The following is a 13,981-nucleotide window of genomic DNA, read 5'->3' on the forward strand; positions in this document are numbered from 1 at the left end:
TGCCCAGCGCCCATACACTCAACCTGGAGAACTCCATGAGCGAAGAGAAGAGAATGAACGTCGAAAGCTTCAACCTGGATCACACCAAGGTGAAGGCGCCGTTCGTTCGCCTTGCAGGTATCAAGGAAGGCGTCAACGGTGATCGCATCCACAAGTACGACATGCGTTTCTGCCAGCCCAACGTAGAGCATATGGAAATGCCTGCGCTGCACTCGCTGGAACACCTGATGGCCGAACTGTCGCGCAACCATAGCGACAAGATCGTCGACATCAGTCCAATGGGCTGCCAGACCGGCTTCTACGTCGCGCTGATCAACCACGACGACTACGACGACGTGCTAGCGCTGCTCGAGAAGACCCTGCGTGACGTGATCGAAGCCGATGAAGTCCCCGCTTGCAACGAAGTGCAGTGCGGCTGGGCGGCCAGCCACAGCCTCGAAGGCGCGAAGCGCCTCGCCCAGGCATTCCTCGCCAAGCGTGACGAGTGGTCGCAGGTGTTCGCCTGATGGCGGCGGGTAGCGGTGTGCGGGTCGCGCTGATCGGCGCGATGACTCAGGAGGTCGACGCGCTGCTCGCCCACCTGGAGAGCACCGAGCGCTTGGAGCATGGCGGTTCGACCTTCCACCTCGGCCGCCTGCGCGGCATCGAGGTCGTGGTCCTCGAGTCGGGGATCGGCAAGGTCAATGCGGCGATCGCCACTACGCTCGCCTTCGAGCGTTTCGCACCTAGGGCGGTGATCAACGTAGGCTCCGCCGGTGGCTTCGGCGATCGGCTCGCGATCGGCGATGTAGTGATCTCGAGCGAAGTCTGCCATCACGATGTCGACGTCACCCCGTTCGGCTACGCACTGGGCCAGGTGCCGGGCATGCCGGCTCGCTTCGCCGCCGACCCACGGTTGGTCGCCCTCGCTCGCGAAGCGCTCCAGGGGCTGGACGGCATCACCGCCCATGAGGGGCTGATCGGTTCAGGCGATGTCTTTGTCGCCGGAGGCGCCGCGGTCTCCAGCCTGCGCGGCCGGTTTCCCGAAATGATCGCCGCCGAGATGGAAGCCGCCGCCGTTGCCCAGACCTGCCATCGCCATGGCTGTCCATTCGTGGTCACCCGAGCGGTCTCGGACCTGCCCGAGCGCGAGGGCAACAGCGTCGATTTCGAGACCTTCCTCGGCGTCGCCGCGGCCAACTCGGCGCGAATGGTGGCCTCGATGCTCGAACGCCTCGACTGACCCTTGGTTCCAGCCGGAAGCGGATGCGAAAAGCCCCGGTGGGAAGACCTTCCCACCGGGGCTTCTGCCCTCCTCCACCCGCCTCGCTCAGTGGCCCATGTGGCCCGGTGGAGGCTGGCCAGCGAGCAGTGCCGCGGCCAGCAGCATGGCGCAGCCAAGCAGGATCTCGATTGCCAGCGTGACCCGCAGGCCTCCCGACGAGTGCTCGGCGCGCGCGACCCAATAAAACCGGTTGATCGCCGCCAGCGCGAGCAAGCCAAGGAACAGTATCGCCTTGAGCAGCACCAGCACACCGTAGCTCGTGTTGAACAGCGCCTCCCAACTGCCGACCAGAGCGGCGGACTGGAACAGCCCGCTGATCAACAGCGCCACCACGCAGCAAATTCCCAGCAGCGAAAAACGCGACAGCATCACACCCGCCGCGCTGGGTGCCAGGATGCAGCCGAGCAGCAGGCCCGGGAGGCTGCCGAGCCACAGCGCCGCCGCCAGCACGTGCACCGTCATCGGCCATAGGTAGCCGGGCGCGATCGAAGCGCCATGCCCCATCATCGGCTGCAGCAGCGCGACCAAAGCAAGCACCACCAGCGCAGCGCCACGCAGCTCCTTGACCACTATGTTCAAGCGTGACCAGCAGGCCAATGCGACCAGCACCCAGGCAAGCGCCAGCAGTGCGAGACGCACGCGCAGCTCGCCACCGAAGAAGGTCTGGAACAGGATCACCTCGAGGTAGGGGCGCACCTCACCGAGCGTCTGAACCCCGGTCATCTGCACGCCGATCAGCGGCCACCAGCCCAAGGCGAGCAGCATCGACAGCGGCAGGCAACAATGGCAGAGCCACAGCAGGCGCCGGCGCAGGGCGCCTACCCCATCGAGACTGGCCGGCAGCAGCAGCCACGCCACCACCAGGCTGGCGAGCGCGACCGATACCGACCCCAAGTAGCTCGCACGCACGGCGGCGAGCAGCAGTTGCAGAGGAGTCTCGCTGATGCGCTCGCCGAACAGATTGAGCACCATGGATCAGTCCGGCTGGACGGTGAATTCCAGGCTGTCTTCGATCCGATGCGTGTCGACCGAAGTGACTTTCACCTCGACGCTGTACTTGCCTGGCGCCAGTTCGGGCAGCTCGATCCGGTAACGATGGGTGCCCGAGGCATCGGCGGTCAGCGCACCGATCTCGATCGGCTGTCCGGCGTCATCTTCCAGCGTCACCTGGCTCAGCGAGGTCTCGACGCCTTCACTGAAATCGAAGACCAGCTCGGTGGGCGCAGTCGCGAGTTCGGCGCCATCGGCGGGTTGACTCGACGTCAGGCTGGCGTGGGCGAAGGCGAGCGGCGCGACCAGGGTCAGCGCCAGGGCGGTTAACGATTTACGAAGCATAGGGTTACCCATTGGTTTGCAGACGAGCCGAGCAAGACTAGCAGCTTTGCCCCAGCGATTCACTTAAACAACGACGCCTCGCCGCAGCTCTCTCTTCCTTCCGCCGGGCGCGAAAAAGCCCGCCATCCAACGGACGGCGGGCGTTGAATCCTGACCGCGCTCAGCGCTTGTCGAATACCCAGCTGGTCCCTTCGCGACCATCCTTGAGCACGATGCCGAGCGAGTCGAGCTCGTCACGAATCCGATCGGCGGTGGCGAAGTCCCTGCTGCGCTTGGCCTGCGCACGCGCATCGATGCGCGCTTCGATCTCCTCGGCCGGCAGCGGCAGCGTCGCCTCGCCACGGAGGAAATCGCTCGGCGCACGCTCGAGCAGGCCGAGGATCGCTGCCAGCCGCTTGAGCTCGAAGGCGAGCGCGGGCGCAAGCCGGGGCGCCTCGCCCTTGGCGCGATTGAGCTCGCGGACCAGATCGAACAGGGCAGCCAGCGCCAGCGCGGTATTGAAATCGTCGTCCATCGCAGCGAAGAAGCGCTCGGCGAAGCTGCCGTCCACCTCTCCGACGGCCGCATCGACACCCTCGAGAGCGGTGTAGAAGCGCACCAGCGAGCGCCGGGCGTCCTCGAGCGAATCCGCGGTATAGCTGATCGGGCTGCGATAGTGGCTGGCCAGCAGCAGGTAGCGCACGGTCTCGGGATCGTGGTGCTCGAACACCTCACGCAGGGTGAAGAAGTTGCCCAGCGACTTCGACATCTTCTCGTCGTTGACCCTGAGCGCTCCCGCGTGCATCCATATCTTCGCGTAGGGCTTGCCGGTGGCCGCCTCGCTCTGGGCGATCTCGTTCTCGTGATGGGGGAAGGTCAGATCCGGCCCCCCCCCATGGATGTCGAAGCTGTCGCCCAGGCAGCAGGTCGACATCGCCGAGCATTCGATGTGCCAGCCAGGGCGCCCGTCGCCCCAGGGCGAGGGCCAGCGCGTCTCACCCGGCTTCGCCGCCTTCCACAGTACGAAGTCGAGCGGATCCTCCTTGGCCTCGCCGACTTCGATCCTGGCGCCGGAGCGCATCTCGTCTGGGTTGCGGTTGTTGAGCTTGCCGTAGCCGGCGAAGCTGCGCACCCGATAGTAGACGTCGCCGTTGTCGGCCGCGTAGGCGTGCCCCTTGTCGATCAGCGTCTGGATCATCCGCTGGATATCGTCGATGTGGGCTGTGGCGCGGGGCTCATGGTCGGGCCGCAGCACGTTGAGACGCGCCTCGTCCTCGTGCATCGCATCGATCATCCGCGCGGTGAGCGCGTCGATCGGCTCACCGTTCTCCTTGGCGCGCTTGATGATCTTGTCGTCGATGTCGGTGATGTTGCGCACGTACTCGACCGCGAAACCGCGTGAGCGCAGGTAGCGAGTGACCACGTCGAAGGCAACCATCACTCGACCGTGGCCGAGATGGCAGTAGTCGTAGACGGTCATCCCGCAGACGTACATCCTCACCCGCTTGGAATCGAGCGGCACCAGCGGCGCCTTGCTGCGGGTCAGGGTGTTGTAGATCCGTACGCTCATCACTTCATCCTTTCTTCTGCGCCTTGGCCCAGCCGTCCTTGAGACTTACCGTGCGATTGAATACCCGCTTGCCGGCGACCCCATGCTCACGCCGATCGGCGCAGAAGTAGCCGACCCGTTCGAACTGGAAGCGATCCTCCGGCGCGGCGTCGGCAAGCGACGGCTCGGCGATCGCCTGCACCACCTCGAGCGAGTGCGGATTGAGATGGGAGAGGAAATCGCCCTCCTTGTCCTTGTCCGGCGCCTCGACGGTGAACAGGTTCTCGTAGTTGCGCACTTCGACCGGCACGCCATGGCGGGCGCTGACCCAGTGGATCACGCCCTTGACCTTGCGGCCCTCGGGGTTGGCACCGAGGGTGGCGAGATCGACGCTGCAGTGCAGCGCCTCGATCTCGCCGGCGGCGTTCTTCACCACCTCATCGCAGCGGATCACGTAGGCATTGCGCAGCCGCACCTCCTGGCCGGGCGCGAGGCGGAAGAACTTCTTCGGCGGCTCTTCCATGAAATCGTCGGCGTCGATGTAGATCTCGCGATTGAGCGGCAGTCGGCGCACGCCCATGTCGTCGCGCGCCGGATGGCCCGGCACCTCGATGATCTCCTCGTACGCCTCGTCGAGGTTGGTCAGCACCACCTTGAGCGGCTTGAGCACGCACATCGCCCGGGGCGCGTTGTCCTCGAGATCCGAGCGAATGGCGTGGTGCAGCATGGCGATGTCGACCACGCCGTTGGCGCGCGCGACGCCGGTCATCTCGCAGAACTTACGCAGCGAGGCCGGAGTGTAGCCGCGCCGGCGCATCCCGGAGAGGGTCGGCATGCGGGGGTCGTCCCAGCCTTCGACGATGCCTCGGTCGACCAGCAGCTTGAGCTTGCGCTTGGACGTCACCGTATAGTTGACGTTCATCCGCGCGAATTCGATCTGGCGCGGACGGCTCGGCACCGGCAGATGCTCGAGCAGCCAGTCGTAGAGCGGGCGATGGTCCTCGAACTCGAGGGTGCAGATCGAGTGGGTGATGCCCTCGATCGCATCGGACTGGCCGTGGGCGAAGTCGTAGGAAGGATAGATCTTCCACTTGTCGCCGGTCTGGTGGTGGCTGGTATGGCGGATGCGATAGAGCACCGGGTCGCGCAGGTTGATGTTCGGTGCCGCCATATCGATCTTGGCGCGCAGCGCCTTCTCGCCCTCGGCGAACTCGCCCTGGCGCATCCGCTCGAGCAACTCGAGGTTTTCCTCGGCCGGGCGTTCGCGATAGGGGCTCGGCCGCCCCGGCTCGGTGAGCGTGCCGCGATACTCGCGCATCTCCTCAGCGCTGAGATCGTCGACGTAGGCCAGCCCTTGGCGAACCAGGTGCTGGGCCCAGGCGTAGAGCTGGTCGAAGTAGTCGGAGGCGTAGCGCACCTTGCCCGCCCACTCGAAGCCCAGCCAGTGGATATCCTCCTGGATCGCATCGATGTAGGCCTGCTCCTCCTTCGCCGGGTTGGTATCGTCGAAGCGCAGGTTGCAGCGACCGCCGAACTGTTCGGCGAGGCCGAAATTGACCCAGATCGACTTGGCATGGCCGATATGCAGGAAGCCGTTGGGCTCCGGCGGGAAGCGGGTGACGATCGACACCTCACCTTCGCGCTCGATCTCGTCGCGGATCTGGTTGCGAAGGAAATTCGGGGCGCTGCTGCTCTCAACACTCATGGGGCGTCGCTGAACCTCGTGGTTGGCTACCGCGCCGCTCGCGGCGCGGGAAAAATGGCTCGGCGCCGGGTTCCGGGCGCGCGCGGAGGGCGGTTTCGCCGATCCGATCGAAACCGCTATTATAACGCCACGCAGCGATGCTGTACGCATCCAAGCGCCGATCCAGCGGGACCGCCGCACACGCCGGTCCCGCTCCTGCGCCACCGAGGCGCTCAACCAGGGATTTACGCATGATTCTCCTCTCCACCTCGATGGGCGACATCAAGGTTCGTCTGTTCGACGACAAGGCACCCGAGACCGCCGCCAACTTCGAGCGCTACGTCCGCGACGGCCACTACGACGGCACTCTGTTCCACCGCGTGATCGGCAACTTCATGATCCAGGGCGGCGGCTTCGACACCGACTTCGCACAGAAACCCACCCAGGCGCCGATCAAGAACGAAGCCAACAACGGCCTCAGCAACCGCCGCGGCACCCTGGCGATGGCGCGTACCGCCGACCCGCATTCGGCGAGCGCACAGTTCTTCATCAACGTCGCCGACAATACCTTCCTCGACCACACCGCGCCGACCTCCCAGGGCTGGGGCTACTGTGTGTTCGGCGAGGTGGTCGAAGGCATGGATGTGGTCGAGGCGATCGAGGGCGTGGCCACCGGTCGGCGCGGCATGCATGCCGACGTGCCGAGCGAGGACGTGGTGATCGAGCGCGCCCAGGTGGTCGACGCCTGAGCGACTCGTCGCGGCGGCCGTGTTGCGCCGCCGCGACGACACGATATGCTCAAGTCACATCCTCATTGCAAAGAGACCTCATGATCACCCTGTTCATCGCAGACTTGCACCTCTCGCCCGAGCATCCCGAGCTCACCCAGGCGCTCTTCGACTACCTGGACTATCGCGCTGCAGGGGCGCACGCGCTCTACATACTGGGCGATCTGTTCGACTACTGGATCGGCGACGACGCGATCGGCGAATTCGAGCGCTCGGTCGCCGACAAACTGGCCGAGTACGCAGGCAAGGGCACCCAGCTCTACCTGATGCACGGCAACCGGGACTTCCTCCTTGGACAGGACTTCGCCACGGCGGCCGGCGCCGAGCTGATCGAGGATCCGTCGCTGATCATGCTCGGCGACGTGCCGCTCTTATTGATGCATGGCGACAGCCTGTGCACCGACGACCAGGAGTACATGGCATTTCGTGCGATGGTCCGCGACCCGCAGTGGCAGCGGTCGGTCCTCGCCCTGCCGATCGCCGAGCGGCTGCGGATGGCCGCGCAGCTGCGCGAGCGCTCGGGCGCATCCAACTCGAACAAGAGCGCCGAGATCATGGACGTCAACCCCGGGGCGGTTGAACGGATCATGCGCCAGTGCCAGGTACGCACCTTGATCCAAGGACACACCCACCGCCCCGACGTGCACGAGTTCTTGATCGACGACGAGGTGGTACGCCGCTACGTGGTCGGTGACTGGCGGCTCGACCGCGAGGCCGATGTCGACATCGGCTGGGAAGTGCGCCACGACGGCCTGACCCTGACTCTCGAGCAGTTCTCGCTCAGCGAACTCGCCTACCACTAGCCCACCGCCCACCACCCCGGGGCCCGCCTACGCCGCCGGCGGGCCGCTGTGGAATCTGAACTCCTCGTCCGGCGCCTCGATCAGCTCACGCTCGCAGGCGCAGAAGAACGCCACGCGCTGGTCGATCGGGCCAACGCCCTGCTCTTGCGCGTACTGCTGCGCGAGCGCCAGATAGTCCTCGAAATGGCGCCCTTCCGACCGCACCAGCGTGCGATAGAACTTCGCAAGCGCTGGGTCGAGGTACGGGATCAGCACCGCGAAGCGCTCGCAGGAGCGCGCCTCGATCAGCGCACCGACGATCAGGATGTCGATCAACCGGCCCGGCTCACTGGTGCGCACATGGCGACGCAGCCCCTCGGCATAGCGCGAGGCGCTCAGGTGCTGATACTCGATCCCCCGCTCACGCATCAGCGTGACCACCTGCTCGAAGTGGAGCAGCTCCTCGCGGGCGAGCTGGGACATCTTTGTCAACAATTCAACCCGGTCGACATAGCGATACATCAGGTTCATCGCGGTGGTCGCGGCCTTCTTCTCGCACTGCGCGTGATCGATCAGCAAGAGGCGCTCGTTGCCGAGCGCCGCCTCGATCCAGGCCGCCGGTGTGGGACAGGGTAGAAAATCGCGCAGCGCCTGGGGCAATGGCTCGGCGAGCCCGGGACTGGACATCGGCAGGTCCTTGATTTGAGTGACTGGATAAAATGGTCGAAGACGTGCTTCCACGCTCCGCCGCGGGCATGATAATGCATCGATGCCGAGGAGGAGAGACCAGATGCCCAATCGGGGTATCCGTCTTAACATTGTCGACATTCCGCGCTAGAATTCGCGCCATTACAACCGGACCGATGAGGATGCCCCCCGTGCTAGAAGCCTACCGCCAACACGTAGAGGAGCGCGCCCAGGAAGGCGTGCCGCCGCAGCCTTTGAACGCCGAGATGACCGCTCAGCTGGTCGAGCTGCTCAAGGCCCCACCGGCCGGCGAGGAGCAGTTCCTGCTCGACCTGCTGACCCATCGCGTACCACCCGGCGTCGACGAAGCCGCCTACGTCAAGGCGGGCTTCCTCGCCGCGATCGCGAAAGGCGAGGCCACCTCGCCGCTGATCGACAAGGTCCACGCGGTCAAACTGCTCGGCACCATGCAGGGCGGCTACAACATCGCCACCCTGGTCGAACTGCTCGACGACAAGGCATTGGCCGCCGAGGCCGCCGAACAGCTCAAGCACACGCTTTTGATGTTCGACGCTTTCCACGATGTCACCGAACGTGTCGAGGCCGGTAACCCTCACGCCAAGGCACTGGTCGATTCCTGGGCCGAAGCAGAATGGTTCACTAAGCGGCCGAAGCTTGCCGAGAAGATCACCCTGAGCGTATTCAAGGTTCCCGGCGAGACCAACACCGACGACCTTTCACCCGCGCCTGACGCCTGGTCGCGTCCGGACATCCCGCTGCACGCCAACGCGATGCTGAAGAACCAGCGCGAGGGCATCGAGCCCGAAGAGCCCGGCAAGCGCGGCCCCCAGGGCCAGATCGAGGCGGTGCGTTCCCAGGGCTACCCGGTGGTCTACGTCGGCGACGTGGTCGGCACCGGCTCCTCGCGTAAATCGGCGACCAACTCGGTGCTGTGGTTCTTCGGCGACGACATTCCCTTCGTGCCCAACAAGCGCAGCGGCGGCTTCTGCTTCGGCGGCAAGATCGCGCCGATCTTCTTCAATACCATGGAGGATGCCGGCGCGCTGCCGATCGAGATGGACGTCTCGAAGATGGCGATGGGCGACGTGATCGACGTCTATCCCTATGAAGGCAAGGTCACCCGTCATGACAGCTCGGAAGTGATCTCGACCTTCGAGCTCAAGACCAAGGTGCTGCTCGACGAAGTACGCGCAGGGGGACGCATTCCGCTGATCATCGGCCGCGGGCTGACCCAGAAGGCGCGCGAGTTCCTCGGTCTGGCGCCGAGCGAGGTGTTCGCCAAGCCCGAGCAGCCGAAGGACTCCACCGCAGGCTACACCCTGGCACAGAAGATGGTCGGTCGCGCCTGCAACATGGAAGGCGTGCGTCCGGGCATGTACTGCGAGCCGCGGATGACCACCGTCGGCTCCCAGGACACCACCGGACCGATGACCCGCGACGAGCTCAAGGACCTCGCCTGCCTCGGCTTCCAGGCCGACCTGGTGATGCAGTCGTTCTGCCACACCGCGGCGTATCCGAAGCCGATCGATGTCGAGATGCAGCATACCCTGCCCGACTTCATCATGAACCGCGGCGGCGTCTCGCTGCGCCCGGGCGACGGGATCATCCACTCCTGGCTCAACCGCATGCTGCTGCCCGACACCGTCGGCACCGGCGGGGACTCCCACACCCGCTTCCCGATGGGGATCTCGTTCCCCGCCGGCTCCGGGCTGGTCGCCTTCGCCGCCGCCACCGGGGTGATGCCGCTCGACATGCCGGAGTCGATCCTGGTCCGCTTCAAGGGCGAGCGCCGCCCCGGCGTGACCCTGCGCGACCTGGTCCATGCAATCCCCTACTACGCGATCCAGCAGGGGCTGCTGACGGTCGAGAAGTCCGGCAAGAAGAACGCCTTCTCCGGGCGCATCCTCGAGATCGAAGGACTCGAGGATCTCACCGTCGAACAGGCCTTCGAGCTCTCCGACGCCTCCGCCGAGCGCAGCGCCGCGGGCTGTACCATCACGCTATCCGAGCAGAGCGTGACCGAGTACCTGAAGTCCAACGTCACGCTGTTGAAGTGGATGCTCAGCAACGGCTACGGCGAAGTACGCACCATCGAGCGCCGGATCAAGGCGATGGAAGACTGGCTGGCCAACCCCAGCCTGCTGCGCGCCGATGCCGACGCCGAGTATGCCGAGGTGATCGAGATCGATCTCGCCGAGGTCGACCAGCCGGTGCTCTGCGCACCGAACGATCCCGACGATGCGCGCCGCCTCTCCGAAGTCGCCGGCGAGAAGATCGACGAAGTGTTCATCGGCTCGTGCATGACCAACATCGGCCACTTCCGCGCCGCCGGCAAACTGCTCGAGAAGCAGCCCCCAGGATCGCTGAAGACCCGCTTGTGGCTCGCACCGCCAACCAAGATGGACAAGCACCAGCTCACCGAGGAAGGCTACTACGCCATCTACGAGCACGCCGGCGCGCGGCTGGAGATGCCGGGCTGCTCGCTGTGCATGGGTAACCAGGCGCGGGTCGAGGCGAAATCGACGGTGGTCTCCACCTCCACCCGCAACTTCCCCAATCGCCTCGGCGACGGTGCCAACGTCTACCTCGCGTCCGCCGAGCTGGCGGCGATCGCCGCGGTGATCGGCCGGCTGCCGAGCGTCGAGGAGTACATGGGCTACATGGGCGAGTTCGATGCCATGGCCGGCGAGATCTACCGCTACATGAACTTCCACGAGATCGCCGAGTACCAGCAGGCGGCATCGACGGTGATCCCGCTCGAACAAGCCTGATCCACTCGCCGCCGCGGTGCCCCGGCACCGCGGCGGCGAGCATCCTTCCTTGCGCGAACACTGTTTCCCGTCTATATGATGTACATACTCTCGACAGTTCCACTAAGCGAGAGTTTTTTTTGGCTGCACGACCTCAGGCGCTTGATTTAATGTCCCGGCGGGTGCATATTAAAAAACACTGTTCGGCAACGTATCGAACACCCAGGCGGATGCCTTGCAACGACTATTGATTAGGAGCAAGTCGATGAAACTTTCCACTTTCCTAGCTGCACCGGTGGTTCTCTCTTCCGCACTGATCGGCCTCAACGCCGCCAACGCGGCAGACGTCAGCAGCGGCCTGTATTCCGGCATCGGCGTGGGTAACACCATCGCTCACGATGTCAAGAGCGACGCTGGTCTGGACGACAACAACGACACCAACTTGAACGCCTTCGTCGGCTACAAGTTCAACAACTGGTTCTCGACCGAACTCGGCTTCACCGATTTCGGCGACATCAGCCTCAAGAACAGCGACGGCAACACCCGTGACCTCGGCACCAAGGCCTACAGCCTGAGCGCCATCGGCGAGATCCCGATCTGGGCCGGCCTGATCGGCTATGGCCGCGTCGGCGGTGCCTACATCGATTCCGACATCAGCAAAAGCGACGTCGGTGTCGACGTGAACGACGAGTGGGCCCCGGTCTACGGTCTTGGCGTCAAGTACCAGTGGGAAACCGTGCCTCTGTTCACCCGTCTCGAGTACACCCGTTACGACATCGATTCGGACTTCAAACTGGACACCACCCAGCTCTCCATCGGCGCCCAGTTCTGATTCCAGATGGCGTGAGCCATCCGACCGCTACCAGCGAACGCGAAGCCTCGGCTTCGCGTTTTTTCGTTGCTCCTTTTTTGCTTACACTGCTCAACTCGGCGCCACACGCCTCCTTTCCGAATCGAGTGCCCTCACGTGTCCAAGATCAGCGACGACAAGCAAGCACTGAGCATCGAAGCCGCCCGCCTCTACTATCAAGCCGACTACAGCCAGCAGCAGATCGCCAATCGCCTCGGACTCTCCCGCCCCACCGTCTCTCGCCTGCTCCAGCACGCCAAGCAGCAGGGCTACGTGCGCATCGAGATCCATGACCCACGCGATACCCTGGACGAGCTGGCCGCGCGCCTGGTCCAGCACTTCGGCCTCAAAGAGGCAAGGCTGTGCCATTCGCCGCTCGATCAATACGAGGAGATCCAGCGCCATCTCAGCGAGACCGCGGCGGAGTGGATCCATGACAACGTCAAGGACGGCGACATCATCGGCGTCACCTGGGGCACCACGATGTACGCGGTGGCGCGACGACTCGCCGCCAAGCCGATCAAGAACGTCGAGGTGGTCCAGCTAAAGGGCGGGATAAGCCACTCGGAGGTCGACACCCACGCCTTCGAGATCGCCCACCGCTTCGCCGATGCCTTCCATACCGTGCCCCACTACCTGCCGCTACCGGTAATCTTCGCCAGCCAACCGGTCAAGCGAATGGCCGAGGCAGATCCCCACGTGCGTCGAATCATCGAGCTGGGCCGGCGCGCCAACATCGCCGTATTCACCGTCGGCGTGGTCAGCCCGCAAGCCCTGCTGTTCCAACTCGGCTACTTCGACCAGGGTGAGATCGCTGGACTGCTCGCACGCGGAGTCGGCGACATCTGCTCACGGGTGATCGACGCCGAGGGCCGCATCGTCAGCCCCGAGCTCGACGCACGCACCGTCGGCATCCGACTCGAGGAGCTCAAGACCAAGGAGAGTTCGGTGCTGGTGGCTGGGGGCGCGGAGCGCCTGGATGCGATCCATGCGGCACTGCGCGGCGGCTACGCCAACGTCTTGATCACCGATCAGTACAGCGCACGGGCATTGCTCGACCACGTTTGATCCATTGGTGAAATAACTTTCATATCCTGTTTTACACCTGATCAGCTTCGTGCTATCACATCGCGCAGACAATTACTTGCCACGAGACCGCCATGTCCCTCACCAGCCTGATCGATCACACTCTGCTGCGCGCTGACGCGACCCACGGCGAGATCCTCGCTCTGATCGAGGAAGCCCGGGAGCATGGGTTCGCTTCGGTCTGCGTCAATCCCTGCTGGGTGGCGACCTGCGCCGAGCGGCTGGCGGACGTCGAGGTCAAGGTGTGCACCGTGGTGGGATTCCCGCTCGGCGCCACCACCACCGCGACCAAGGCGCTCGAAACCCGTGAAGCCGTCGCCCACGGCGCGGACGAAATCGATATGGTGATCAACATCGGCGCGCTGAAGAGCGGCGATGATCTGCTGGTCGAGGCGGACATGCGCGCAGTGGTCGAAGCGGCGGGCGAGGCGTTGGTGAAAGTGATCATCGAGACCGCGCTGCTCGATGATGAACAAAAGCGCCGTGCCTGCGCGATCGCCGCGCGAGCGGGTGCCCGGTTCGTCAAGACCTCGACCGGTTTCGCCTCGGGCGGTGCCACCGTCGAGGACGTCAGCTTGATGCGCGACGCGATCCCCCCGGGCATGGAGGTCAAGGCCTCAGGTGGCATCCGCTCGCGCGAGGATGCGCAGCGCATGGTCGACGCCGGCGCCAGCCGCCTCGGCACCAGCGCAGGGGTATCGATAGCCCGTGGCGAACACGGCGAGAACAACTACTGACCTTCCAGGAGATTCACCCGATGCTCGACGACGATCAGGTCCAGGCACTCGTCACGCAGGCGATCGAAGCCCGCCGACAGGCCTACATGCCCTACTCCTCCTTCGCGGTGGGTGCGGCGATTCTCAGCGGGGATGGCGAGGTCTTCCTCGGCTGCAACATCGAGAACGCCTCCTACGGGCTGACCAACTGCGCCGAGCGGACCGCGGTGTTCAAGGCGGTCTCCTCCGGCCAGCGCCGGTTCAAGGCGGTCGCGGTGGTCGCAGACACCCTCGAGCCAGTCTCGCCCTGTGGCGCCTGCCGCCAGGTGCTCGCCGAGTTCTGCGACGAGCACACCCGCATCCTGCTCGCCAACCTCTCTGGACAGGTGCGCGAATGCGGCATCGATGAGCTGCTGCCCGGCGCCTTCCGTGCCCGCGACATGCACGAAGACTGAGCCTCGCATCCCAAGAACAATCATAATCACGAGGC

General features: G+C 64.7%; 14 protein-coding genes. 9 read left to right on the forward strand and 5 right to left on the reverse strand.

The window, feature by feature from the left end:
* Positions 1 to 35: 35 nt before the first annotated feature.
* A complete protein-coding gene (locus Q376_RS0113315) occupies positions 36 to 506 on the forward strand; it encodes an S-ribosylhomocysteine lyase (RefSeq protein WP_027350722.1) in 471 nt (156 codons plus the stop codon).
* On the forward strand, positions 506 to 1,222 hold the full coding sequence (locus tag Q376_RS0113320) for a 5'-methylthioadenosine/adenosylhomocysteine nucleosidase (RefSeq protein ID WP_043447934.1): 717 nt from the start codon (positions 506 to 508) through the stop codon (positions 1,220 to 1,222). The genes Q376_RS0113315 and Q376_RS0113320 overlap by 1 nt, the downstream gene beginning before the upstream one ends.
* Positions 1,223 to 1,309: 87 nt before the next feature.
* Here Q376_RS0113320 and Q376_RS24065 read toward each other — a convergent pair whose 3' ends face one another.
* The 4 genes from Q376_RS24065 to Q376_RS0113340 all read right to left on the reverse strand — a co-directional run bounded on the left by Q376_RS24065 (position 1,310) and on the right by Q376_RS0113340 (position 5,832).
* Entirely contained in the window at positions 1,310 to 2,236 is a 927-nt protein-coding gene (locus Q376_RS24065) for a CopD family protein (RefSeq protein WP_027350724.1), read from the reverse strand.
* Between the two features lie 3 nt (positions 2,237 to 2,239).
* The gene (locus tag Q376_RS0113330; RefSeq protein WP_027350725.1) at positions 2,240 to 2,599 is read right to left on the reverse strand and encodes a copper resistance CopC family protein; all 360 of its coding nucleotides are present in this window, start codon (positions 2,597 to 2,599) and stop codon (positions 2,240 to 2,242) included.
* 160 nt (positions 2,600 to 2,759) lie between these two features.
* Positions 2,760 to 4,148 (reverse strand): cysteine--tRNA ligase, encoded by a 1,389-nt coding sequence (gene cysS, locus Q376_RS0113335; protein WP_043447937.1) that lies wholly within the window; start codon positions 4,146 to 4,148, stop codon positions 2,760 to 2,762.
* 4 nt (positions 4,149 to 4,152) lie between these two features.
* Positions 4,153 to 5,832 carry a glutamine--tRNA ligase/YqeY domain fusion protein gene (locus tag Q376_RS0113340; RefSeq protein ID WP_027350727.1) on the reverse strand — a complete coding sequence of 560 codons (1,680 nt, stop codon included), beginning with the start codon at positions 5,830 to 5,832 and terminating at the stop codon, positions 4,153 to 4,155.
* Positions 5,833 to 6,062: 230 nt separating this feature from the next.
* Here Q376_RS0113340 and Q376_RS0113345 point away from each other — a divergent pair, with 230 nt between their 5' ends.
* Both Q376_RS0113345 and Q376_RS22660 read left to right on the forward strand, forming a co-directional pair.
* Positions 6,063 to 6,560 carry a peptidylprolyl isomerase gene (locus Q376_RS0113345; protein WP_027350728.1) on the forward strand — a complete coding sequence of 166 codons (498 nt, stop codon included), beginning with the start codon at positions 6,063 to 6,065 and terminating at the stop codon, positions 6,558 to 6,560.
* A gap of 80 nt (positions 6,561 to 6,640) precedes the next feature.
* A complete protein-coding gene (locus tag Q376_RS22660; RefSeq protein ID WP_043447939.1) occupies positions 6,641 to 7,402 on the forward strand; it encodes a UDP-2,3-diacylglucosamine diphosphatase in 762 nt (253 codons plus the stop codon).
* Between the two features lie 27 nt (positions 7,403 to 7,429).
* Here Q376_RS22660 and Q376_RS0113355 read toward each other — a convergent pair whose 3' ends face one another.
* Positions 7,430 to 8,068 (reverse strand): MiaE family protein, encoded by a 639-nt coding sequence (locus tag Q376_RS0113355; protein WP_027350729.1) that lies wholly within the window; start codon positions 8,066 to 8,068, stop codon positions 7,430 to 7,432.
* A 191-nt stretch (positions 8,069 to 8,259) separates the two neighbouring features.
* Here Q376_RS0113355 and acnB point away from each other — a divergent pair, with 191 nt between their 5' ends.
* From acnB to Q376_RS0113380, 5 genes are all read left to right on the forward strand, one after another.
* Positions 8,260 to 10,860 carry a bifunctional aconitate hydratase 2/2-methylisocitrate dehydratase gene (acnB, locus tag Q376_RS0113360; RefSeq protein ID WP_027350730.1) on the forward strand — a complete coding sequence of 867 codons (2,601 nt, stop codon included), beginning with the start codon at positions 8,260 to 8,262 and terminating at the stop codon, positions 10,858 to 10,860.
* A 244-nt stretch (positions 10,861 to 11,104) separates the two neighbouring features.
* On the forward strand, positions 11,105 to 11,671 hold the full coding sequence (locus Q376_RS0113365; protein ID WP_027350731.1) for an outer membrane beta-barrel protein: 567 nt from the start codon (positions 11,105 to 11,107) through the stop codon (positions 11,669 to 11,671).
* A gap of 135 nt (positions 11,672 to 11,806) precedes the next feature.
* Positions 11,807 to 12,757, forward strand: a complete 951-nt coding sequence (locus tag Q376_RS0113370; RefSeq protein WP_245598953.1) for a DNA-binding transcriptional repressor DeoR — start codon at positions 11,807 to 11,809, stop codon at positions 12,755 to 12,757.
* 92 nt (positions 12,758 to 12,849) lie between these two features.
* Positions 12,850 to 13,512, forward strand: coding sequence for a deoxyribose-phosphate aldolase (deoC, locus tag Q376_RS0113375; protein WP_027350733.1), 663 nt, complete (start codon positions 12,850 to 12,852; stop codon positions 13,510 to 13,512).
* A 20-nt stretch (positions 13,513 to 13,532) separates the two neighbouring features.
* The gene (locus tag Q376_RS0113380; protein ID WP_027350734.1) at positions 13,533 to 13,946 is read left to right on the forward strand and encodes a cytidine deaminase; all 414 of its coding nucleotides are present in this window, start codon (positions 13,533 to 13,535) and stop codon (positions 13,944 to 13,946) included.
* Positions 13,947 to 13,981: the final 35 nt, after the last annotated feature.

Source organism: Halotalea alkalilenta DSM 17697 (assembly GCF_000621205.1).
GTDB classification, from domain to species: domain Bacteria; phylum Pseudomonadota; class Gammaproteobacteria; order Pseudomonadales; family Halomonadaceae; genus Halotalea; species Halotalea alkalilenta.

Excerpts from the sequence above, each read along its gene's own strand:
- Q376_RS0113315 (WP_027350722.1), top strand. The coding sequence starts at position 36 with ATGAGCGAAGAGAAGAGAATGAACGTCGAAAGCTTCAACCTGGATCAC.
- Q376_RS0113320 (WP_043447934.1), top strand. The coding sequence starts at position 506 with ATGGCGGCGGGTAGCGGTGTGCGGGTCGCGCTGATCGGCGCGATGACT.
- Q376_RS24065 (WP_027350724.1), bottom strand. The coding sequence starts at position 2,236 with ATGGTGCTCAATCTGTTCGGCGAGCGCATCAGCGAGACTCCTCTGCAA.
- Q376_RS0113330 (WP_027350725.1), bottom strand. The coding sequence starts at position 2,599 with ATGCTTCGTAAATCGTTAACCGCCCTGGCGCTGACCCTGGTCGCGCCG.
- cysS (WP_043447937.1), bottom strand. The coding sequence starts at position 4,148 with ATGAGCGTACGGATCTACAACACCCTGACCCGCAGCAAGGCGCCGCTG.
- Q376_RS0113340 (WP_027350727.1), bottom strand. The coding sequence starts at position 5,832 with ATGAGTGTTGAGAGCAGCAGCGCCCCGAATTTCCTTCGCAACCAGATC.
- Q376_RS0113345 (WP_027350728.1), top strand. The coding sequence starts at position 6,063 with ATGATTCTCCTCTCCACCTCGATGGGCGACATCAAGGTTCGTCTGTTC.
- Q376_RS22660 (WP_043447939.1), top strand. The coding sequence starts at position 6,641 with ATGATCACCCTGTTCATCGCAGACTTGCACCTCTCGCCCGAGCATCCC.
- Q376_RS0113355 (WP_027350729.1), bottom strand. The coding sequence starts at position 8,068 with ATGTCCAGTCCCGGGCTCGCCGAGCCATTGCCCCAGGCGCTGCGCGAT.
- Q376_RS0113365 (WP_027350731.1), top strand. The coding sequence starts at position 11,105 with ATGAAACTTTCCACTTTCCTAGCTGCACCGGTGGTTCTCTCTTCCGCA.
- deoC (WP_027350733.1), top strand. The coding sequence starts at position 12,850 with ATGTCCCTCACCAGCCTGATCGATCACACTCTGCTGCGCGCTGACGCG.
- Q376_RS0113380 (WP_027350734.1), top strand. The coding sequence starts at position 13,533 with ATGCTCGACGACGATCAGGTCCAGGCACTCGTCACGCAGGCGATCGAA.